This is a genomic window from Sphaerisporangium krabiense (genome assembly GCF_014200435.1).
Classification (GTDB): domain Bacteria; phylum Actinomycetota; class Actinomycetes; order Streptosporangiales; family Streptosporangiaceae; genus Sphaerisporangium; species Sphaerisporangium krabiense.
Genome location: NZ_JACHBR010000001.1, coordinates 4,894,240 through 4,914,445 on the forward strand (window position 1 = coordinate 4,894,240; position 20,206 = coordinate 4,914,445).

Here is a 20,206-nt window from a genome sequence, read left to right on the forward strand (position 1 = left end):
CGGAAGGGCGGTTCCCCCAATGACCGAGGCCTACATCATCGGCGCCGTGCGCACCCCCGCGGGCCGCAGGGACGGGGGCCTGGCCAAGGCGCATCCCGCGGACCTCGGCGCGCTGGTCGTCCGTGCGCTGATCGATCGTACCGGGGCGGACCCGTCCGCCGTGGACGAGATCGTCCTCGGGTGCGACGACGCCGCGGGGCCGCAGGGCGGCAACCTCGCGCGGACGTGCTGGCTGGCGGCCGGGATGCCGCCCGAGGTGCCCGGCGTGACGCTGGACCGCCGGGGCGGGTCGTCCCAGCAGGCCGTGCACGCCGCCGCGCGCGCCGTGTGGAGCGGGAGCGCGGGGCTGGTCGTGGCGGGCGGGGTGCGCAGCACGAGCATGGTCCCGCCCTCGGAGGCCGATCCCGTCGCGGGCTCGCGCGGGTGGCGGGCGCGGTACGGCGGGCGGGCGTTCCCGCAGCTGCGGACCGCCGAGACGATCGCCGGGAAGTGGGACGTCTCGCGGCGTGAGATGGAGGAGTTCGCGGTGCGGTCGCACCGGCGCGCGGCCCGGGCCCTCGCCGAGTGGCGCTTCGAGCGGGAGGTCGTCCCGGCCGCCGGCCTGCTCACCGACGAGGGCCCCCGGCCTGACCTCGGCCTCGCCGAGCTGGCCGCGCTGGAGCCGTGCGCCGAGGGCGGCAGGCTGACCGCCGCGCTGACCGCCGAGCCCTGCGACGGCGCCGCGGCCGTGCTGATCGCCTCGGCGGACGCGGTGCGGGCGCACCGGCTGAGCCCGCGCGCCCGCGTCCACCACGCCTCCGCCCGGGCCTGCGACCCCGCCGCCCCGCCCGCCTTCGCCGCCGCGACCGCCCGCGCGCTAGACCGAACGGGTATGGCGGCGGACCGGCTGGACGTCGTGGAGGCGGACGAGGCGTACGCCTGCCTGCCGCTCGCCTGGGCGCGCGAGACCGGCGTGGACCCGGAGCGGATCAACCCCAACGGCGGCGCGCTCGCGCTCGGCGACGCCCTGGGCGCCTCGGGGGCGCGGGCGCTGACCTCGCTGCTCCACGAGCTGGAACGCGCCGGCGGGCGCTACGGACTCCAGGTGGCCGAGGACGGATTCCAGGCGGAGATCACGATCATCGAACGTCTCTGAGCCCTGTGCGCCGTGCGCCGCGGGGGCACTCCTCGGGAGGTTCTCCGAGGCCCGCCCCAATTTTGGGAGCGTTCTCACTCACAGAAATCCCATGGTCGTGGGTATGGAAAACAGGAAAGTTTCCTATTAGATTGTCGAAATGTCCGAGACGGCGCCCCGGGAGGCGATGACTTTCCGCGGACGCCTCGCCCCGTAACGGTCCTGCGAGCCTCCGGCGCGAGCCGCCGATGCCACCAGGCGAGGAGAGTGCATGAAGCGCAGCCCTGAGCTACTGCGTCTGGCCGATTCGGTCCTCCTCCCCGGGTTCGAAGGACGAACACCCCCGGACTGGCTGCGGCGCCGACTCGGCGAAGGGCTGTCGGGCGTGGTGCTGTTCTCCAGGAACATCGGGACGCCGTCCGAACTCGCCGAGCTGACCGCGGCCCTGCGCGCGGAGCGCCCCGAGGCCGTCATCGGCATCGACGAGGAGGCCGGGGACGTCACCCGGCTGGAGGCCAGCACCGGCAGTTCGCGCCCGGGCAACTACGCCCTCGGCGTGGTCGACGACGTCGCCCTCACCGAGAAGGTCGCCTACGGCGTCGGCCTGGACCTCGCCGCCTCCGGCGTCAACGTCAACTTCGCCCCCGCGGCCGACGTGAACTCCAACCCGCGCAACCCCGTCATCGGCCTGCGCTCCTTCGGCGCCGATCCCGAACTCGTGGCGCGGCACACCGCCGCCTGGGTACGGGGGCTCCAGGCGGCGGGCGTCGCCGCCTGCGCCAAGCACTTCCCCGGACACGGGGACACCGCCGTCGACTCCCACCACGGCCTGCCGTCGGTCGGGGCGTCGCTCGAGCAGCTTCACAAGGTGGAGCTGCTCCCGTTCCGCGCCGCCATCGCCGAAGGCGTCCAGATGATCATGACGGGCCACCTGCTCGTCGACGCCTACGACCCCGGCCTCCCCGCCACGCTCAGCCCGCGCATCCTCACCGGACTGCTCAGGGACGAGATGGGGTTCCAGGGCGTGACCATCACCGACGCCGTGGAGATGGCGGCGATCGTCGAGCGGTACGGCATCGGCGGCGGCAGCGTGCGCGCGGTCGCCGCGGGAGCCGACCTGATCTGTATCGGTGGCGAGCACGCGGACGACGAGGTCGTCGTGACGATCCGCGAGGCGATCGCCGACGCCGTCGCCGAGGGCGCGCTGCCCGAGGAGAGGCTCGCCGAGGCCGCGCGCCGCGTCGAGGCCCTCACCACCTGGACCGGCTCCTTCCCCGGCCCGCGGCCGTCCGCCGCCCGGGAGACCCTGACGCTCGGCGCGCACCTGGACGGCCACGCGGCCGCCGCGATGGCGCTGGACGGGCACGGGGCCCCCGCTCCGGACCTGGACGGGCACGTGGGTCTGGACGGGCACGCCAGCGCCACGGCGCTGCTCGACGGGTCGTCCTCGGACGGGTACGACGACGGGCCCGGGCACGTGCCGCCGGGGCTGGACGCCGCGCGGCGGGCCATCCGCGTCGCCGGCGACCCCGGGTCCGCGCTGCCGCTTCCCGCCGCGCCGCACGTGGTGGAGCTGACGCCCCTCATGAGCATGGCGATCGACAAGCACATGCCGTGGGGCGTCGGCGAGCCGCTGGGCAAGCTGCTGCCCGGCACGACGGTGACCCGCGCCGGCGAGGAGGAGGCCGGGAGCCTGGACGAGGCCGTCCTGCGCTCGGCCGAGGACCGGCCGCTGGTGCTGGTGGTCCGCGACGCCCACCGCCACGCCTGGCAGATCGACGCGCTGACCCGGCTCCTGGCCGCGCGGCCGGACGCGATCGTGGTCGAGATGGGCCTGCCGGGGCGCACCGACCTCGGCGCCGTCCACATCGCCACGCACGGCGCGGCCCGCGTCTGCGGCCAGGCCGCCGCCGAGGTGCTCACCGGCCTCCTGCCCGTCCCGTCCTGACCCCGGACGAGCCCGTCCGGCGCACCGCCCACTGAGCGCGCCTTAGCGTGGCCACCGGCCCGTCTCCCGTTCCTCGGGAGGCGGGCCGGTGGCATCTCGTGGGTACGGCCGCGTCGCGGGAAACGCACCCAGCCTGACGCCCTGATCCGCCTCCGCGGTCCGGGGGCAGTCAGCGCTCTGTGATCACCGCATCGACAGGGGCGTCGTCCTGCATGAGCGCCAGTGCCGTATGGTGTACGGTACGCCATACGATATAGCGGGAGGACGGCATGTACCAGCCGAGCGCCGAGGAACTGAAGAGCATTGAGGAATGGTTCGCCGACTACGATGCGCTGGCCGAGCAGGGCGCCATCGAGCAACTGGCCGACCTGGCGGTCTTCCCGATGAACGTGGCCACCGACGTGCCGGGCGGCCACGCGAGCGTCCGCCAGTGGACGCGGGCCGAGTACGTCGAGGCGATGAAGGAGTCCATGGGGGGCGGCACCGCCGGGCTCGGCCTGCGCTCGACGCGCGTCCCGCGCTTTCTCAGCCCGAACCTGGTGGTCGTGGAGACCGAGGCGACGATGACGATGGAGGGCCAGGAGCACCACATGCACTACGCCGACCTGCTGGTGCGCACCGAGGATGGGTGGGCGTTCCAGACCATGGTGCAGGGCGGCTGGGGTCACGGCTGGCCACCCGCCAACCGCGGCTGACCGCGCCGTTCCCGGTCGGGGCACGCCTGGGCGCCGAGGCGGCGGCACTTGCTCGGTCTTGTGACTGTCGGGTCGTCGTCCGCGAGGCGCTCCGTCGTGGAGCGCCTCGCCGCCGTGCCGTGTCCTCGGGTTGCTTGAGGTTTGCCCACATATATCGCCATTTCCAGGGAAAACTTCGATGGTTGCTCCGGAAAAGGAATCGGTGAATGAGCGGTATCTGTGCGGGACGCGTCGTCGTGGTGACCGGTGCCGGGCGCGGCATCGGCAGGGAGCACGCCCTGGAGTTCGCCCGCCAGGGCGCCAAGGTCGTCGTGAACGACCTCGGGACCGACACCAGAGGCGGAGGACGCTCCAGCGCCCCGGCGCTCGCGGTGGTCGAGGAGATCCGCGACCACGGCGGGGACGCGGTCGCCAACTGCGACGACGTGGCGGACTGGGAGGGCTCGGCGCGGCTCGTGAAGACGGCGGTCAGCGCCTTCGGCGGGCTGGACGTGCTGGTCGGCAACGCCGGCTACCTGCGGGACCGCATGATCGTCTCGATGACCGAGCACGACTGGGACGACGTGATCCGCGTCCACCTGAAGGGGCACTTCCTGCCGCTGCGGCACGCCGCCGCGTACTGGCGGGAGCGTGCCAAGGCGGGGGAGGCGCGGGACGCCCGGGTCGTCACGACCACCTCCGGCGCCGGGCTGCTCGGCAGCGTCGGCCAGGCCAACTACGCCGCCGCCAAGGCCGGGATCGTCGCGCTGACGCACACGGCCGCCGCCGAGCTCGCCCGCTACGGCGTCACGGTCAACGCCGTCACGCCCTCGGCGCGAACCCGCCTCACCGAGGAGGCGTTCGCCTCCATGGTGGCCCCGCCGGAGTCCGGCTTCGACGTCATGGACCCGGCCAACGTGGCGCCCCTGGTGGTCTGGCTGGGCTCGGCCGAGTCCTCCGGCGTCACCGGGCGCGTCTTCGAGGTCGAGGGCGGCATGATCTCCATCGCCACGGGCTGGACCCACGGCCCGGGCGTCGACAAGGGCTCCCGCTGGGAGCTGCACGAGATCGGCGAGGCGGTCGGCAAGCTGCTCGCCGAGGCCCCGGTCCCCGACCCGGTGTACGGCGTGGCACAGATCTGAGGCCCGTCCGGCGACCTTGACCATACTTCGCGAGGCGATGTATGGTCGCCGGCATGCCCGACGACCCTTCACGGCGCGCGGAACCGGCCGCGACCGGCCGCGAGGGCTGAGCGTCCGCCGATGTCGTTCGCCTCCCCGCTGTTCCTCTGGTTCTTCATGCCCGTCACCCTCGTGACGTACTGGGCCACGCCCCGGCGTCTGCGCAACCATGTCGTGGCCGTGGCCAGCCTGGTCTTCTACGCCTGGGGCGCCGGGCCGTACGTGGCGCTGCTGGCGTCGGCGATCCTGGTGAACTTCGCGGCGGGCATCGCGATCGACTCTCCGCGGGTCTCGGCGCGGGGCCGGACGGCCGTGCTCGTGGGGGCGGTCGCCTGGGACCTCGGCATCCTCGCCGTGTGGAAGTACGCGGGGTTCGCCGCCCGCCAGATCGACGCGTTGTCGACCGCGCTCGGCCTCGGGCACGGCCCGGTCGTGGACCTCGCCCTGCCGATCGGCATCTCCTTCTTCACCTTCCACCACATCTCCTACGTGGTGGACGTCCACCGGCGCAGCAGGCCCGCGCAGCGGGGCCTCGTCGGCTTCGTCACCTACATCACGATGTTCCCGCAGCTCGTCGCGGGCCCGGTCGTCCGCTACCACGAGATCTCCGCCCAGCTCGCCGACACCGCGCGCGACCGGTACGCCGACTTCGCCGCGGGCTTCCCCCGCTTCGCGCTCGGCCTGGCCAAGAAGGTGATCGTGGCGGACACCGTCGCCCCGATCGCCGACGCCGCGTTCGCCGTCCCCAGCGGGGAGATCGGCGCCGCGACCGCCTGGGTGGGGGCCCTGGCCTACACCGTGCAGATCTACTTCGACTTCTCCGGGTACTCCGACATGGCGGTCGGCCTGGGCATGATGTTCGGGTTCCGCCTGCCGGAGAACTTCGCCCGGCCGTACTCGGCCTGCTCCGTCACCGACTTCTGGAGGCGCTGGCACATCTCGCTGTCGCGCTGGTTCCGCGACTACGTCTACATCCCGCTCGGCGGCAACCGCCGCGGCACGGCGGTCACGTACCGCAACCTGCTGGTCATCTTCGTGCTGTGCGGCTTCTGGCACGGCGCCGGCTGGACGTTCCTGTGCTGGGGCCTGTACCACGGCGGCCTGCTCGTCGCCGAGCGGGCGCTCGGCTGGGACAGGCCGCCCGGCGGCGTCCCGGCCCTGGTCCTGCGCCGCGCCGCGACCTTCCTGCTGGTCGTCGCCGGATGGGTCCTGTTCAGGTCCGCCGACCTGTCACAGGCGGCCGGCATGCTCGGGGCCATGGCCGGGGCGCGCGGCGGCGGGCTCGACGAGTTCGTGCTGTTCTCCCTCGACCACCGGCGGACGGCCGTCCTCGTCCTCGCGCTCACCGTGGTGCTGCTGCCCGCCTCCCAGAGCCTCGGACGGCTGCTGGAGCGGGGACGCGACGGCGCGGCGCGGTGGGCCGTCACGGCGGCGCGCGTGGCGGTGACCTGGGTCGCGGCCCCGTACGCGGGCGTGCTCGTCGCCGCGGGCACCTTCAGCCCGTTCCTCTACTACCAGTTCTGACCATGGATACCGCCACTCTCACGAGGACCCCAGAAAAGGCTTCCCGACGGCGCCGCCGCGTCGCCGCCCTCGCCGCGTTCGTCTTCTTCTTCGGCCCCGCGGTGGCGTTCGCCGCAGGGGACAGGGCCGGCGAGATCGAGAACCGCCAGCTGGCCGCCTTCCCGGCGCTGTCGCGGCGGTTCGCGGCAGGCTTCGAGGCATGGGCCGTGGACCACCTGCCCTTGCGCGGAGAGGCCGTGCGGGCCCACGCCCTGCTGTCGGAAGGGCTCTTCGGCGAGCAGCCCTCGTACGCGACCGCCGGGCCGCGCGCCTACCCCCGGGTCATCGAGGGACGCGACGGCTGGCTGTACTTCGGCGACGACGTGGCCGAGGCGTGCCGGCCCGCCGGGACGACGGCCGGGATCCTGGACCGCGTCCGCAGGCTGGGCGAGATCGTGCGAAGGTCCGGCCGGAGGTTCGTGTTCACCGTCGCGCCGGACAAGACCACCGTCTCGCCGGACAAGCTGCCGGACCGGTTCCTCGGCGAGGGCTGCCTGCGCGGGCGCAAGAAGGAGTTCTGGGCCGCGCTGGACGCCGCCCGCCCGCCCGGGTACCTCGACCTGCGCGCCCCGCTGCTGCGGCTGCAGCGCGACACGGGCGAGCCGGCCTACTTCCGCACCGACAGCCACTGGAGCGAGCGCTCCGCCGCCCTGTACGGCGAGGAACTGGCGCGCGTCCTGCGGCCCGGCCTGAGCGAGGACACGCGGCTCACCTTCCTCGGCCGTTCGCCGCGCGAGGGCGACCTCGGCAGGCTGCTCGGCGCCCCCCGCCAGGAGGACGCCGCCCGCTGGCGGCTGGACCGGGACGGGGTGCGCCGCGTCGCGCAGGACGACCGGGACGCGCCGCTCGCCTTCCGCGTGACCAACGCCTCCGCCCGCGCCGCGCTGTTCCGGCCGCGGACCCTGCTCATCGGCGACTCCTTCACCCGGGAGTCCACGCCGTGGATCACCCCGTACTTCGCGGACCTCACCGTGCTGCGCAGCGACGCCCCGGCCAGAGCCGGTCCCGAGCGGGTCGCCGGGTACGTGAGGGACGCCGAGGTGGTGGTGTTCGAGATGGTCGAGCGCTACTGGGCGGGCGGCCACGGGGAGACGCTGACCGACGAGACGCTCGCCGCGGTGGAGAAGGCCCTGGAGGCGGCACCGCGGCGCGCGGGCGATCCTGGTTGACCATACTTCTGACCTCGAAGTATGGTCTCGGCCATGGCCACCGGATCCTCATCGGTGAGCGAGCCGACGTACTTCATCCTCGCCGCCCTCCTCGACGGTCCCCTGCACGGCCACGGCATCATCAAGCGCGTCCTGGACCTGTCCGAGGGCCGCATCAGGCTTCCCGTCGGCACCCTCTACGGCGCCCTCGACCGGCTGGCCACGCACGGCCTGATCGTCCTGGACCACGAGGAGGTCGTGGACGGCCGCCCCCGGCGCTACTACCGCCTCACCGAGCACGGCGACGGCGTGGTCACCGCCGAGGCCCGCCGCATGCAGAAGGCCGCCGCGATCGTCACCGGCCGGGCCCCCGGGACGGCGCCGGCGTGACGCCCGCCGACGACGCCCGCCCGGGCGGGGCGGGCAACGCCGTGACCCCTCTGGAGCGCCGGTACCGCCGGCTGCTGCGCGCCTATCCGCCGGGGCACCGGGCCGGCCACGGCGAGGAGATGATCGCGACGCTGCTCGTCGCCGAGGCCGGCCGTCGCGTGCCCTCGTGGCGCGAGGCGCGGGCCCTGGTCGCGGGGGGCCTCCGGGCGCGCGCCCTCGACGCGGGGCGCGTTCCCGCCCTGGGGGACGGCGCGCACCTCGGGGTCACGGCGCTGGCGGCGGTGAACCTGGGCGTCCTGCTGCCGTACGCGGGATCGGTCCCGGTGTGGACGGCGCTGGCGGCGGCGGCGCTGCTGGCCGTGACCCGGGGCCGGATCGGCGCGGCGCTCCTTCTGGTGGCGCTGGTCGGCGGCAAGGTGGCCGCCGTGGCGCTCGGCCGTCCCTGGCTGGACGAGACGCTGCTGCCGGTCTTCCCCGACGCGCCGTGGCGTCTGCCCGCGCTGTACTCCACCGGAGGGCCGGTCGCGCCCGTCGCCGCCTACGCGCTCGCCTTCCTCGGGCTCCTGGCGCTGGCCGCGCGGCGCGTCCCGGTCCGGACGAGGACGTGGCGATGGTGGCTCGTGGCGCCGCTGGTGGCGGGCGCGGACCCCTCCTCGTGGCTCTCCGTGCAGCCGGGATCGGCGCGCGAGATGGGCCGGGTCGCCTTGGAGGTCGCGCTCCTGTGCCTGGCGGTGTGGGCGGGCCGCGTCGCGGCCGATCCGCGCTGGGCCGTCGCCGGCGCGCTCGCCGTGACGCCGGTCATCGTCGCCTGCGTGGAGAACACCCTGGCGGGCGGGTACGGGTACGTCCTCTACGGCCGTCAGGAGCTGTCCCACCTGGGCGTGCTCGTGCTGCTGGTCGTCGCCGCGGGCGCGGCGCCGCTGCGCGCCCGGCGGCGCGTGCTGCTGTGACGCGCCTCCCGGGCCGGGCGGCCCGATGGACGACCGCGCGCGCGGCCCTGCGCCGGGCAGGGCGCCTCGTGCCGGCGATGCTGGTCGTCCTGGCGGTGTGCGGCGCCCCCGGCGTCCGCGACGCGGGCGCCGCCCGGTACGGAGGCGGGCGGGACGCGCTCACGTGGCGGGAGGAGCTGCGCGCGGACTGCATGAGGCGGCACGGGTTCCGGTACGTGCCCTCGCCGGGCAGGCACGTCAACCCCGTCCGCCGGGACACCCCGGAGGCGCGGGCCCGCGACATGGGGGAGTACCCGGCGATGCGCCGGTTCCGGGAGAAGTACGGATTCGGGATCTTCGCGCTCTACGCCTATCCCCGCGAGTTCGGGAACCCCATGGTCCCGGTCGGGGGGCCGCTGGAGCCGAACGTGAGGATCCGAATGGCGCTCTCGCCGACCCAGCGCCACGCCTACCAGGACGCCGACGACGCCTGTTACGCGGAGGCGGTCAAGGCGGTCACGGGCAAGGAGGTGACCTCGTCCTACGACCACATGACGCAGGCGGACGCGCGGATCAGGGACCTCGTCGCCACCGAGCTGGACACCGACCCGCGGCTCGCCCGGCTCGGCGCGCGGATGGCCGCGTGCCTGTGGCGCGAGGGCTACGCCGTGCCCTCCCCGACGCCCTCGGCGCTGGCCGCCCGGGGGCCGGACGCCTTCCACGCGGAGGAGGTGCGGCTCGGACGCCGGATGGTGGAGCCCGACGAGCGCGTCCCGGAGGCGGCCTACTACGCGCCGCCGCTGACCCCGCAGGACGCGCGGCCCTACCTCGCCCGTGAGATCGCCGCCGCGCTGGCCGACCTGGAATGCGGCAGGGACTTCTACGCGGCCTACGAGCCGCGCCGCGCGCGGATCGAGCGCCGGGTACAGGCCGAGTTCGGCCTGGAGGAGTGGTGACGGGCGCGCTCAGGCGAACGCGTAGCACTCCACCTCCGCGCGGCGGAACGCCAGGCCCTGCGTCACCGAGCGCTCGACGCACTGCTGCTCCTTCGGGCCCAGGGTGAGGGGGCCGCAGACCGTCACGCCGGAGTAGGTGCGGCAGTCGAGGTCGGGGGCCGCCGCGCCGATCACGTACCTCGCGGTGACCTCTTTCCGGCAGACGCGGCGGGCCTCGGCCGTGTCGGCGTACCGGCACTGGGACGTCAGGACCCGGTACTGCTCCGCGCTGACGGACTTCTTCTCCTCCGGGCCGGGAGGTCCTCCGGCGACCGGGATCGCGGCGGTGACGGCGGCGAGGGCCGTCGCGGCCGGGATCGTGACCATGGTGAACAGGGCTGTTGTCGCAAGGGCGACGACCTTCGCGATCTTCGTCATGACCATTCCCCCTGTCATGACGTTCGTACCCGCCGCGCGCCCGCCCGAAGAACCCGGGGGGTAAAGCACGGTCCTGCCCGGGGCCTCGGACCGGTACCGGACGGACGCCGGACGCGCCGGGGAACACGCGGCGACATGACCGTACGATGCTCACGGTACTGACATGTCAGCTCATGGGATGGAGTGTCGTGAAGATCGCCTACGTCACCTACGACGGTCCCGACGACGACAGGGACGTCATGCTCGCCCACTGGCGGGAGTCCGGCGTCGACGGGACCGCGGTGCGCTGGGACGACCCCGGCGCGGCCTGGGACGCCTTCGACGCCGCCGTGGTGCGATCGACGTGGGACTACGTGGAGCGGCGCGGCGAGTTCCTCGCCTGGGCGCGCCGGGCGTCGGCCGTCACGAGGCTGCTGAACCCGGCCTCGGTGATCGAGCGCAACACCGACAAGACCTACCTGCGGGACCTGGCGGCCGTCGGCGTCCCCACCGTGCCCACGAGCTGGGTCGGCCCCGGATACGAGCCCCGGCTGCCGTCCTTCGAGGAGTACGTCGTGAAGCCGGCGGTGTCGGCGGGGGCGCGCGACACCGTCCGCACGAGCGTGGCGTCGGAGGCCGCGCGGCACGCCGGGCGCATCGCCGCCAAGGGCGGGACGGCCATGGTGCAGCCCTACCTGCGCATGGTGGAGGAGGAGGGCGAGCTCTCCCTGCTGTACTTCGGCGGCCGGTTCAGCCACGCCGTGCGCCGTCCCGCCATGCTGGCCCGCGACGACGGGCGGCCCCGCGCCAACCACGTCGGCGCGGAGCTCCGCGCGCCCGCTCCCGACCAGGTCGCCCTCGCCGAGAAGGTCCTCGGCGAGATCGCCGAACCGCTGCTGTACGCCCGCGTGGACCTGGTCCGCCTGCCGGACGGGACTCCCGCCCTCATCGAGCTGGAGCTGACCGAGCCGTACCTCTACCTCTCCGGCGCCCCGGGGGCCGTAGGCCGCTTCACCGACGCCCTGCGCGAGATCCTGAGGGACGACGACGCCTAGCCGTCGAACCGGCCGTAGGAGCCGCGGAAGAACAGCAGGGGGCCGCGGTCGGCGTGCGTGCCGAGGTCGTGGACGCGGGCGACGACGATGAGGTGGTCCCCGGCCGGGTGCTCGGCCTCGATCGAGCAGTCGATCCAGGCCAGCGCCTCGTCGATGAGGGGATGCCCGCCGGGCGAGGACGTCCAGGCCAGGCCGGCGAACTTGTCCGTGCCCTTGGCGGCGAGCTGCCTGCTCACGTCCTCGTGGTGGTCGGCCAGGACGTTGACGCACACCCGGCCCGCCTGCCTGAGCCGCGGCCAGGTGGAGCTGGTGTGGGCCACGCAGAACGCGACCAGCGGGGGGTCGAGGGACACCGAGGTGAAGGAGTTGACCGCGATGCCGGCGGGCTCGCCGGTGGCCGGGTCCATGGCCGTGATCGCGACGACGCCGGTGGCGAACCGGCCGAGCACGTTCCTGAAGTGACGGGGGTCGACGACGGCCTGCGCCGCCTCCGGGCCGTGCCGGTCGCTCGCGATGGACGGCAGGGGGACGGGAGGAGCGGGCGTGTCCTCGCGCACGGGGTGTCCGTGGGCCGTGACCGCACCGTGCGGCGTGGCCAGCCGCGCCGCTGGGGTGCTCATCGTCGTCCTCGCCTCCCTCGGTGGCGCGGCCCCGCCCGCCTCCGCGCCGTGGACCGCCGGAACTTGACCAGCATGCAACCTCAACGCTGGTTCAGGTCAAGCGCGGGATGACGAAGTGGAGAGCGGTGAGGTGTCCGGTTCCGGGCGCGAACCGGCCGTCCTCGGCCAAGCGGTTGCTAGGGATGTCTGGCCGTGCGGCCACGTGATCAGCGCCTTTACGGGGAGGGCGATCCGCGGGGACGTCGCGAGCGGGGCCGGACGCGCGCCGTCAAGAGGGGGAGCGGTGTTGGATATACCGCATTTTCCGAGAACTCCGGCCGGGGACTCCGCGGCGGTGCGGGAGGCGCCGGAGCGCCGGCCCATGGGTGTCCGATTCGGGGATATCGGGGGCGCCGATGCCGGTGGGGCGCGGTCGCGCGACACGCCCGGGGCCGTCATTCGGAAATGACGGAAATTTCGTTACCTGGAGGACCGATTCCCCATCGCCGGGGTTGACGGGCGTCGCCGCGCCGGATGACCGTGGAGCCTGACGGCGGACGCGCCGTGCCGTGGAGCCGTGACGGCCGGGAACGGTCGCATGGGTGCGCAGGGACGCATACGGAAGACGTGTCCTGGCGGGCGTGGGGGACCCGCCAGGACACGTTCCGCCCCGGCGCGACGTCCAGGACCCCGGCGAGGGTTGGGGTCCTGGACGCCGTTCATCGCACGGAGTCTGTGGGAGGCGACTCGCCGCGCGCCCGCGTCTCATCGGGGCGCTCGTCGGCGGGCCTTCGCAGATGGCGCGTGACGAGCCGGGCCGCGCCGACCGGGTCGGCCGCCGGATGCGTGACGGTGAGGCCGTCCTCGTTCCAGACGAACGAGCCCTTCCTGCACCAGACGGTGAGCTCGCTCGTCACCGACAGCACCGACATGCCGTTTCCGCTGCTCTGGTACGTGTGCGTGAACCCTTCGCGGTGCAACGCGTAACGCAGTAGACGCGTCGCCTCGCGCGGATCGTGCCACGGCAGGTACGGCTTGCCCGCTCGGACCGCCAGCACAGGCCCTCACCCCCTCGCCGGCCCTTTGATGGATTTGTACCAACGTTTGGATAATGCGGGGTGGAGACGCTTGGGTCAAGGGGTTGTTTGCTGTCAGATCGAGATCGTCTAGATTCGTAGGTACAAAAGGACGGAACCGTAGGTGAGATTTGGCACGGTCGACGCTGTATCAGCAGGTGGCCGGCGAGCTGCGCAGGGCCATCTATTCCGGTGAGCTCGGGCCGGGAGCCCAGCTGCCCACCGAGTTGGACCTCATGGACAGCCATGAGGTCAGCCGCAACACGGTTCGCCTGGCGCTGGCGGAGCTTGAGAACGAGGGTCTCATCACGCGGATGCGCCGACGGGGCAGCTTCGTGCGCGATCGCCGCGCGCTGCTCATGCGCCCGCAGGACGAGCTGAGCGCCTCACCGGGAGTGCTGCGCAGGGAGGCCTTCGCCGAGGCCGTGACCAAGGAAGGACGCAAGCCGGGCCAGGAGATCGAGGTCTCCATCGTGCGGCCGCCCGAGGAGATCGCCGCCCGCCTGGAGCTCGAGGAGCACGCCCTCGCCGTGGTGCGCCGCCGCCTGCGTTACGTCGACGACCAGCCCTACAACACCAACGACTCCTACTTCCCGCACGCGCTCGTCCGGGACTCCGAGATCGCGCGCCCCGCGGACATCACCCGCGGCGCCAACCGCGTCCTGGAGGAGCTGGGCCACCGGCAGGTCCGCGTCGTGGACGACATTTCCGCACGTATGCCGACTCCCGAGGAATCATCGCGCCTGCAGCTCGAACCTGGTACCCCTGTTGTCGTATATGTCCGAGTTGGATATGACCGTGACGACACCCCGGTCCGGGTCGCCGTGTCGGTGCTGCCCGCCGACAAGCATCTGGTCAGGTACGAGCTCGAACTGAGCTGATCTCGCGCGCGCCGCCGCTCCACGCGGTGACGCGGCCGCGCGGGCCCGCCGTGGGGGCGGGCAGGGGCCGCATTCCGGCTGACGCGCCGGCCGGGCACACCGGGCCCACAGGGCCCAGGAGACCCGCCCGGCTCGCCGGCTCTGCGGCGAACGCCGTTCGCACCGGCCTTCACTGAGAAAGCCGCACGCCCCCCATCGGACACGCTACGTGGCCGAGGCGTCACCCACGGCGACGAAAGGATGAACCGTGTACTCCGAGTCCTCCAACACCCTCCAGCGGGCCGACCTCAGCTCCCTCACCCTCCGCACGGCCACCCTCGACGATCTCCCCGGCGTCCTCGCGCTCCTCGCGGAGGCGGCGGGCTGGCTCAACGGCCGCGGCATCCGCCAGTGGCCGGCCGGCGGCTTCCCCGCCGCCCGGATCGAGCCCCTGATCGCCGAGCGGACCCTGTACGTGCTGGACGGCGCCGAGGACGCCGGCGAGGGCGGGATGCCGGCGGCCACCGTGGCCCTGGACGGGCACGCCGACCCCGAGTTCTGGCGCCGCTCCGACCATCCGGAGACCGGCCTGTACGTGCACAAGCTCGCCGTCAACCGGGCGTTCTCCGGCCGGGGGCTCGGGGAGACGCTGCTCGACTGGGCGGCGCTGCGCGTGGCCGCCACCGGGCGGCGGTGGCTGCGGCTGGACTGCTCCAAGGACAATCCGGCGCTGCAGGGCTACTACCGCGGGCTGGGCTTCCGTCACGTCCGCACGGTGGACCTGCCGCACCGGGCCTCCGGCGCGCTGTTCCAGCGGGCCGGCGACCCGACGGCGCACGCCGTGCCGCGTGCCCGCCGCCGCCTGCCGGCGCACGTGCTCGCCCGCTGAACCCGATCCCGTTCGGTGCGACCGTGCGAGATCCGGGCATATCAAAATGTGATCCCCCACCTGGGAAAGATCCTCTTTAGCCGTCCAATCCCGGACAGGTGACGGCCTGTGGGCGGTAGCGGTCCAACTCCGGACATGAGGGTCCGATACTCTCAGGACCCATGACCGGATCGCTGCTTGAGGTGATCGCGCTGGACGTGCGCGACGCCGTGGCCGCAGAGGAGGGCGGCGCGGACCGCTTGGAGATCGTTGCCGACATGTCCGTCGGCGGGCTGACCCCCGCGGCGGAGACCGTCGCGGCGATCGCCAAGGAGTCCGCGCTGCCCCAGATGGTGATGCTCCGGTGCAACGCGGGCTTCACCGTCGGCCCAGAGGAGCTGGAAGGTCTGGAGGCCGAGGTGCGCGCCCTGGCCGAGGCCGGGGCGGCAGGGTTCGTCTTCGGCTTCCTCGACGCGGAGGGCGCCGTCGACCTCGCGGCCACCGAGGCCCTCATCCAGGCGGTGACGCCGCTGCCCTGGACGTTCCACCGGGCCGTGGACAACGCCGCCGACGTGCAGGCGAGCTGGCGCGCCGTCCGCCTGCTGCCGAACCTCGCGACCGTGCTGACCTCGGGCGCGCCGTCGGGCATCGCCGCCGGGCTGCCCGTCCTGCGGGCGCGCGCCGAGGCCGGGGACGCCCCGCTGATCCTCGCGGGCGGCGGCCTGCAGCCCCACCTGGTGCCCCCGCTGCTGGACTACGGCGTGCGGGCCTTCCACGTCGGCAGCGCCGTGCGGGAGTCCTGGTCCCACCCCGTGGACGCCGCGCTGGTGCGCCGGTGGCGCCACCTCGTGGACACGATCTGAGGTGCGCCTCACGCTCGGCGAGCCTCGGGTCCCGGCGGGGTTCGCCGCGGCCTTCGCCGGGCAGCGGGAGCGCTTCCCCGGCCTCTCGGACGACTGGCGGCCCGTGCACACGGTGTACGTGCCCGCGGGCCGCGTCGACCGGCACACCGTGCGCTCCTGGGGCGAGCGTGCCCTCGCCCTGCTGGAGACCCACCTCCCCGACGCCCGCGCCCTGGCGGCCGTCTTCGGCCCCATGGGCGGGGACCTCGCGGCGGACGTGCGGGGCCGCGTCGCGGCCAAGCTGGCCGCCGAGCCCGTCGAGGACCTGAGGATCGACTTCGAGGACGGGTACGGCGTCCCGCCCGGCGCGCGCGAGGACGCCGACGCCGTGGCGGCGGCCGAGGCGGTCGCCGCGATGCGCGCCGACGGCACGCTGCCCCGCCGCTGGGGCCTGCGGGTCAAGTCCTTCGCCGACGGCGACCCCGCGCGCTCGCTCCGCACGCTGGACGCCTTCCTGACCGCCGTGCTCGCCCGCGCGGGCGGCCTGCCGGACGGCTTCACCGTGACCTTCCCCAAGGTGCTCATGGAGGAGTACCTGGGCCAGTTCGCCGCGTGCCTGGGCGAGCTGGAGGCGGGTCTCGGCCTGCCCGCGGGGACGCTGCGGTTCGAGATGCAGGTCGAGGCGCCGCAGACCGTCATGTTCCTGGCACGCTCACCCGGCCTCGTGCCGTCCCTCGGCGGGCGGCTGGCGGCGGCGCACTTCGGGGTGTTCGACTACACCGCCGCCTGCGGCCTGCCGCCGCACGAGCAGCGCCTGGACCACCCGGTGTGCGACCACGCCCGCGAGGTGATGCGCGTGGCGCTCGCGGGGACCGGCGTGGAGCTGTCGGACGGCTCGCTGGCCGCCTCGCCGGCCTCCGACGCCGCGCCGGACGTCCACGCGCTGTGGCGGACGCACGCCGCGCTGGTGCGCCACTCGCTGCGCCACGGCTTCCACCAGGGCTGGGACATGCACCCCTCGCACCTGGTGAGCAGGTACGCCACCGTGTACGCCTTCCATCTGGAGCACCGCGACGCCTTCGCCGCCCGGGTGCGCGCCTGGGAGGAGCGGCGGGACGGGGGCGAGGCGGGCGTCATGGACGAGCCCGCGACGATCAAGACGCTGTCGGCCGCGCTGCGCCGGGCGGACGTGGCGCTGGGCGAGGCGTGAGCCGCGGGTGACGGGCCCGCCTCAGGTGATCGGCACGGCCGGGGGCGTGCGCCCGCAGGCCGCCAGCATGGCCGGGCGCCCGACCAGCTTGACGTGCTCCCCGCGCCCGAGCGACGCCGCGAGCGCGGCCTCGGCGCGCTCGATGGCCAGCCAGTCGGCGTAGGTGATCGGCGACACCCCGCGCGCCGCCAGCACCTCGTCCAGCCGGGGGCCGGGGGCGGGCCGGTCGGGGCGCGCGGCCAGGTCGGCCAGCAGCGTGCGCACGGTCTCGGCGGCGTCGGACTTGTTGGTGCCGATGACGCCGGTCGGGCCGCGCTTGAGCCACCCGGCGACGTACTGCCCCTCGGCCACCCGCCCCGCGACGTTCGGCACGGTCATGGTCGCGGTGTCGAACGGCACGCCGGGCAGCGCGACGCTCTGGTATCCCACCGAGCGCAGCACCATGCCCACCCGGATCGTCTCGTACTCGCCGGTGCCGACCACCCGGCCGTCCACGAGCCGGGTGCGCTCCAGCCGCAGGGCCTCCACGCGCGAGGTCCCGAGTATCTCCACCGGGCGCAGCCAGAACCGGACCTCCAGGCGGCGGGGACGGCCCGCGGCGGCCCGCGCCGACCAGGAGCGCAGGACCTCCACGTTGCCGCGGATCTGCCGCGGCAGGCCGCCGGTCTCACCGCCGCCCGCCTCGTCCGGGCGGACCAGCACGTCGCAGTTGGCCAGCTCGCCGAGCTCGCGCAGCTCCTTCAGCGTGAACTTGGCGTGCTCGGGCCCGCGCCTGCCGATCATGTGGATGCCCGTGACCTGGCTCTTGGCCAGCCGGGCCAGCACCTCCTGCGGGACGTCGGTGGCGCGCAGCTCGTCGGCGGACTTGGCGAGGACGCGGACGACGTCCACGGCGACGTTGCCGACGCCGATCACCGCGACGTCGGGATCGTCGAGGCCGTCCAGCGCGAAGGTGTCCGGCGGCACGTCGGGGTGGCCGCAGTACCAGTTGACGAAGTCGGTGGCGGCCACGCTGCCGGGCAGGTCCTCGCCGGGGATGCCGAGGTGGCGGTCCACCATGGCGCCGGTGCAGTACACCACGGCGTCGTAGGCGGCGGTCAGGTCCGCCACCGAGACGTCCGACCCGAGCTCGACCCCGCCGAGGAAGCGGACCGACGGCAGCTCCAGCACCCTGCGCAGGTAGCCGGCGATCGACTTGATCGAGGTGTGGTCGGGCGCGACGCCGTACCGGACGAGGCCGTACGGGGTCGGGAGGCGGTCCAGCACGTCGATCTCGACGGGCTCGACCGCTTGCTTCGTCAACGCCTCGGCCGTGTAGATGCCGGCGGGACCGGATCCCACGATCGCCACGCGGAGCGACATGCGGCCTCCCTATGCGGGGCTCGACGCCCCGCGTCGTCTTGGAGCAGATTGTCGCGGAACACGGTGGCCCCGGCCAGACTCGCGGCGCAGGTCATCGAGACACGCGGTTCGGTCACCTCGCGCGGGCCGGGCGGGGAGGGCGCCCGCCTGCTCTCCGTGCCCAGCCTAGGGACGTAACGCGGCGGCGGTGGCGGCGGCGCGCCGGGAGGGGGCGGCCGCCGGAGGCGATGGCGCACGCCCGGACTCGATAACCTGTATACCTGCCGACCCCCGTGACCGAGGAGTAGCCGTGCTGCTGCGTATGTCCACCCTGTTCCTGCGCACCCTGCGTGAGGATCCGGCGGACGCGGAGGTGCCGAGCCACAAGCTGCTCGTCCGCGCCGGCTACGTCCGCCGCGTCGCGCCGGGCGTCTACTCCTGGCTGCCCCTCGGCAAGATCGTCCTTGAGAACGTCACCCGCGTCGTGCGCGAAGAGATGAACGCCATGGGCGGGCAGGAGGTCCTGTTCCCCGCGCTGCTGCCCCGCGAGTACTACGAGGCCACCGGCCGCTGGACCGAGTACGGCGACACGTTGTTCCGCCTGAAGGACCGCAAGGGCGCCGACTACCTCCTGGGGCCCACCCACGAGGAGCTGTTCACCGACATGGTCAAGGGGGAGTACTCCTCCTATAAGGACTATCCGGTCATCCTTTATCAAATTCAGACGAAGTACCGCGACGAGGCCCGGCCCCGGGCCGGCATCCTGCGCGGGCGCGAGTTCGTCATGAAGGACAGCTACTCCTTCGACCTCGACGACGACGGCCTCAAGCGGTCCTACGAGCAGCACCGCGAGGCGTACATCAAGCTGTTCGACCGCCTCGGCATGTCCTACAAGATCGTCTTCGCGATGTCCGGCGCCATGGGCGGCTCGGCGTCGGAGGAGTTCCTCGCCCCCTGCGCCACCGGCGAGGACACCTTCGTGGCCTGCCACGCCTGCGGGTACGCCGCCAACGCCGAGGCCGTCGTCACGCGGGCCCCCGGCGCCGTCACCACCGAGCACCCGCCGCTCGACGTGCTCGACACCCCCGACACCCCGACCATCGACTCGCTGGTCGCCCTGGTCAACGAGCGGTACGGCCTCGGCGTCACCGCCGCGGACACGCTCAAGAACGTCGTGGTCAAGGTGCGCACGCCGGGCTCCGGCGAGGTCGAGACCCTGATCGTCGGCGTGCCCGGCGACCGCGAGGTCGACTTCAAGCGCCTGGAGGCGGCGCTCTCCCCGGGCGTCCCCGAGATCTTCGATGCCGCCGACTTCGCCGCCAACCCCGGGCTCGTGCGCGGTTACATCGGCCCGCAGGTCCTCAAGGACCTGGGCATCCGCTACCTGGTGGATCCCCGTGTCGTGGCCGGGTCCTCCTGGGTCACCGGCGCCAACGAGCCGGGCAGGCACGCGGCCAACGTGGTGGCCGGGCGCGACTTCGAGCCCGACGGCACCATCGAGGCCGCCGAGGTCCGCGCCGGCGACGCCTGCCCCCGGTGCGGCGAGCCGCTGTCCATCGACCGCGGCATCGAGATCGGCCACATCTTCCAGCTCGGCCGCAAGTACGCCGACGCCGCCGGCCTGGACGCGCTCGGTCCCGACGGCAAGCCCATCCGCGTCACCATGGGCTCCTACGGCGTGGGCGTCTCGCGCGCCGTGGCCGTCCTCGCCGAGCAGCTGCACGACGAGCTCGGCCTGGTCTGGCCGCGCGAGGTCGCGCCCGCCGACGTCCACATCGTCGGCACCGGCAAGGAGAACCAGGTCGAGGTCGCGCTGCGGCTGGCCGAGGAGCTGGAGGCCAAGGGCCTGCGCGTGCTCGTCGACGACCGCCCGGGCGTCTCGCCCGGCGTGAAGTTCAAGGACGCCGAGCTGCTGGGCGTCCCCACCATCCTGATCATCGGCAGGGGCCTCTCCCAGGGGGTCGCCGAGCTGCGCGACCGCGCGACCGGCGTCAAGGAGGAGATCCCGCTGTCCGAGGCCGCCGGCCGCGTGCTGGCCGCCGCCGGCGGCTGATCG

19 protein-coding genes are annotated in these 20,206 nt (G+C 73.8%); 15 read left to right on the top strand and 4 right to left on the bottom strand.

Translation table 11 applies throughout. The features are described from left to right. Positions 1-19 precede the first annotated feature (19 nt). From BJ981_RS21595 to BJ981_RS21635, 9 genes are all read left to right on the top strand, one after another. The gene (locus tag BJ981_RS21595) at positions 20-1,135 is read left to right on the top strand and encodes an acetyl-CoA C-acyltransferase (RefSeq protein WP_184613134.1); all 1,116 of its coding nucleotides are present in this window, start codon (positions 20-22) and stop codon (positions 1,133-1,135) included. 250 nt (positions 1,136-1,385) lie between these two features. Further along, positions 1,386-3,062 (top strand): glycoside hydrolase family 3 protein, encoded by a 1,677-nt coding sequence (locus BJ981_RS21600; RefSeq protein WP_184613136.1) that lies wholly within the window; start codon positions 1,386-1,388, stop codon positions 3,060-3,062. A 269-nt stretch (positions 3,063-3,331) separates the two neighbouring features. Beyond that, positions 3,332-3,757, top strand: a complete 426-nt coding sequence (locus tag BJ981_RS21605) for a nuclear transport factor 2 family protein (protein ID WP_184613138.1) — start codon at positions 3,332-3,334, stop codon at positions 3,755-3,757. Positions 3,758-3,963: 206 nt separating this feature from the next. Beyond that, positions 3,964-4,878: an SDR family oxidoreductase gene (locus BJ981_RS21610; RefSeq protein ID WP_184613140.1), complete on the top strand. Its 915-nt coding sequence runs from the start codon at positions 3,964-3,966 to the stop codon at positions 4,876-4,878. 120 nt (positions 4,879-4,998) lie between these two features. Beyond that, positions 4,999-6,441 (top strand): MBOAT family O-acyltransferase, encoded by a 1,443-nt coding sequence (locus tag BJ981_RS21615; protein ID WP_184613142.1) that lies wholly within the window; start codon positions 4,999-5,001, stop codon positions 6,439-6,441. 2 nt (positions 6,442-6,443) lie between these two features. Further along, complete coding sequence (locus BJ981_RS21620; RefSeq protein WP_184613144.1) at positions 6,444-7,649, top strand: alginate O-acetyltransferase AlgX-related protein; 1,206 nt, start codon at positions 6,444-6,446, stop codon at positions 7,647-7,649. A 33-nt stretch (positions 7,650-7,682) separates the two neighbouring features. Next, complete coding sequence (locus BJ981_RS21625) at positions 7,683-8,018, top strand: PadR family transcriptional regulator (protein ID WP_184613146.1); 336 nt, start codon at positions 7,683-7,685, stop codon at positions 8,016-8,018. After that, positions 8,015-8,968 (top strand): hypothetical protein, encoded by a 954-nt coding sequence (locus tag BJ981_RS21630; RefSeq protein WP_184613148.1) that lies wholly within the window; start codon positions 8,015-8,017, stop codon positions 8,966-8,968. The genes BJ981_RS21625 and BJ981_RS21630 overlap by 4 nt, the downstream gene beginning before the upstream one ends. A 77-nt stretch (positions 8,969-9,045) precedes the next feature. Continuing rightward, positions 9,046-9,903, top strand: a complete 858-nt coding sequence (locus BJ981_RS21635; RefSeq protein ID WP_204070036.1) for a hypothetical protein — start codon at positions 9,046-9,048, stop codon at positions 9,901-9,903. A gap of 9 nt (positions 9,904-9,912) precedes the next feature. Here the strand turns inward: BJ981_RS21635 and BJ981_RS21640 are convergent, their stop codons facing one another. Continuing rightward, a complete protein-coding gene (locus BJ981_RS21640; protein WP_221314743.1) occupies positions 9,913-10,320 on the bottom strand; it encodes a hypothetical protein in 408 nt (135 codons plus the stop codon). Between the two features lie 188 nt (positions 10,321-10,508). Between BJ981_RS21640 and BJ981_RS21645 the strand changes: the two genes are divergently transcribed. Beyond that, positions 10,509-11,354 carry an ATP-grasp domain-containing protein gene (locus BJ981_RS21645; RefSeq protein ID WP_239139033.1) on the top strand — a complete coding sequence of 282 codons (846 nt, stop codon included), beginning with the start codon at positions 10,509-10,511 and terminating at the stop codon, positions 11,352-11,354. On the opposite strand, the gene BJ981_RS21650 is transcribed toward BJ981_RS21645, so the two are convergent. Together BJ981_RS21650 and BJ981_RS21655 are read right to left on the bottom strand one after the other, a co-directional pair. Next, positions 11,351-11,974, bottom strand: a complete 624-nt coding sequence (locus tag BJ981_RS21650; RefSeq protein WP_184613153.1) for a flavin reductase family protein — start codon at positions 11,972-11,974, stop codon at positions 11,351-11,353. The genes BJ981_RS21645 and BJ981_RS21650 overlap by 4 nt on opposite strands. A 698-nt stretch (positions 11,975-12,672) precedes the next feature. After that, on the bottom strand, positions 12,673-13,011 hold the full coding sequence (locus BJ981_RS21655; RefSeq protein ID WP_184613155.1) for a hypothetical protein: 339 nt from the start codon (positions 13,009-13,011) through the stop codon (positions 12,673-12,675). A gap of 149 nt (positions 13,012-13,160) precedes the next feature. Here BJ981_RS21655 and BJ981_RS21660 point away from each other — a divergent pair, with 149 nt between their 5' ends. The 4 genes from BJ981_RS21660 (at position 13,161) to BJ981_RS21675 (ending at position 16,809) form a co-directional block, all read left to right on the top strand. Continuing rightward, positions 13,161-13,910: a GntR family transcriptional regulator gene (locus tag BJ981_RS21660; RefSeq protein WP_184613157.1), complete on the top strand. Its 750-nt coding sequence runs from the start codon at positions 13,161-13,163 to the stop codon at positions 13,908-13,910. 247 nt (positions 13,911-14,157) lie between these two features. After that, complete coding sequence (locus BJ981_RS39285; RefSeq protein WP_184613159.1) at positions 14,158-14,778, top strand: GNAT family N-acetyltransferase; 621 nt, start codon at positions 14,158-14,160, stop codon at positions 14,776-14,778. A 161-nt stretch (positions 14,779-14,939) separates the two neighbouring features. Continuing rightward, positions 14,940-15,620, top strand: a complete 681-nt coding sequence (locus tag BJ981_RS21670) for a copper homeostasis protein CutC (protein WP_184613160.1) — start codon at positions 14,940-14,942, stop codon at positions 15,618-15,620. A gap of 1 nt (position 15,621) precedes the next feature. Further along, complete coding sequence (locus tag BJ981_RS21675) at positions 15,622-16,809, top strand: DUF6986 family protein (protein ID WP_184613162.1); 1,188 nt, start codon at positions 15,622-15,624, stop codon at positions 16,807-16,809. A gap of 21 nt (positions 16,810-16,830) precedes the next feature. Here the strand turns inward: BJ981_RS21675 and BJ981_RS21680 are convergent, their stop codons facing one another. Continuing rightward, the gene (locus BJ981_RS21680) at positions 16,831-18,171 is read right to left on the bottom strand and encodes an FAD-dependent oxidoreductase (RefSeq protein WP_184613164.1); all 1,341 of its coding nucleotides are present in this window, start codon (positions 18,169-18,171) and stop codon (positions 16,831-16,833) included. A 289-nt stretch (positions 18,172-18,460) separates the two neighbouring features. Here BJ981_RS21680 and BJ981_RS21685 point away from each other — a divergent pair, with 289 nt between their 5' ends. Then, positions 18,461-20,203, top strand: coding sequence for a proline--tRNA ligase (locus BJ981_RS21685; protein WP_184613166.1), 1,743 nt, complete (start codon positions 18,461-18,463; stop codon positions 20,201-20,203). Positions 20,204-20,206: the final 3 nt, after the last annotated feature.

Coding starts and splice junctions, on each gene's coding strand:
- BJ981_RS21595 (WP_184613134.1), top strand. CDS start 20: ATGACCGAGGCCTACATCATCGGCGCCGTGCGCACCCCCGCGGGCCGC.
- BJ981_RS21600 (WP_184613136.1), top strand. CDS start 1,386: ATGAAGCGCAGCCCTGAGCTACTGCGTCTGGCCGATTCGGTCCTCCTC.
- BJ981_RS21605 (WP_184613138.1), top strand. CDS start 3,332: ATGTACCAGCCGAGCGCCGAGGAACTGAAGAGCATTGAGGAATGGTTC.
- BJ981_RS21610 (WP_184613140.1), top strand. CDS start 3,964: ATGAGCGGTATCTGTGCGGGACGCGTCGTCGTGGTGACCGGTGCCGGG.
- BJ981_RS21615 (WP_184613142.1), top strand. CDS start 4,999: ATGTCGTTCGCCTCCCCGCTGTTCCTCTGGTTCTTCATGCCCGTCACC.
- BJ981_RS21620 (WP_184613144.1), top strand. CDS start 6,444: ATGGATACCGCCACTCTCACGAGGACCCCAGAAAAGGCTTCCCGACGG.
- BJ981_RS21625 (WP_184613146.1), top strand. CDS start 7,683: ATGGCCACCGGATCCTCATCGGTGAGCGAGCCGACGTACTTCATCCTC.
- BJ981_RS21635 (WP_204070036.1), top strand. CDS start 9,046: ATGCTGGTCGTCCTGGCGGTGTGCGGCGCCCCCGGCGTCCGCGACGCG.
- BJ981_RS21640 (WP_221314743.1), bottom strand. CDS start 10,320: ATGACGAAGATCGCGAAGGTCGTCGCCCTTGCGACAACAGCCCTGTTC.
- BJ981_RS21650 (WP_184613153.1), bottom strand. CDS start 11,974: ATGAGCACCCCAGCGGCGCGGCTGGCCACGCCGCACGGTGCGGTCACG.
- BJ981_RS21670 (WP_184613160.1), top strand. CDS start 14,940: ATGACCGGATCGCTGCTTGAGGTGATCGCGCTGGACGTGCGCGACGCC.
- BJ981_RS21680 (WP_184613164.1), bottom strand. CDS start 18,171: ATGTCGCTCCGCGTGGCGATCGTGGGATCCGGTCCCGCCGGCATCTAC.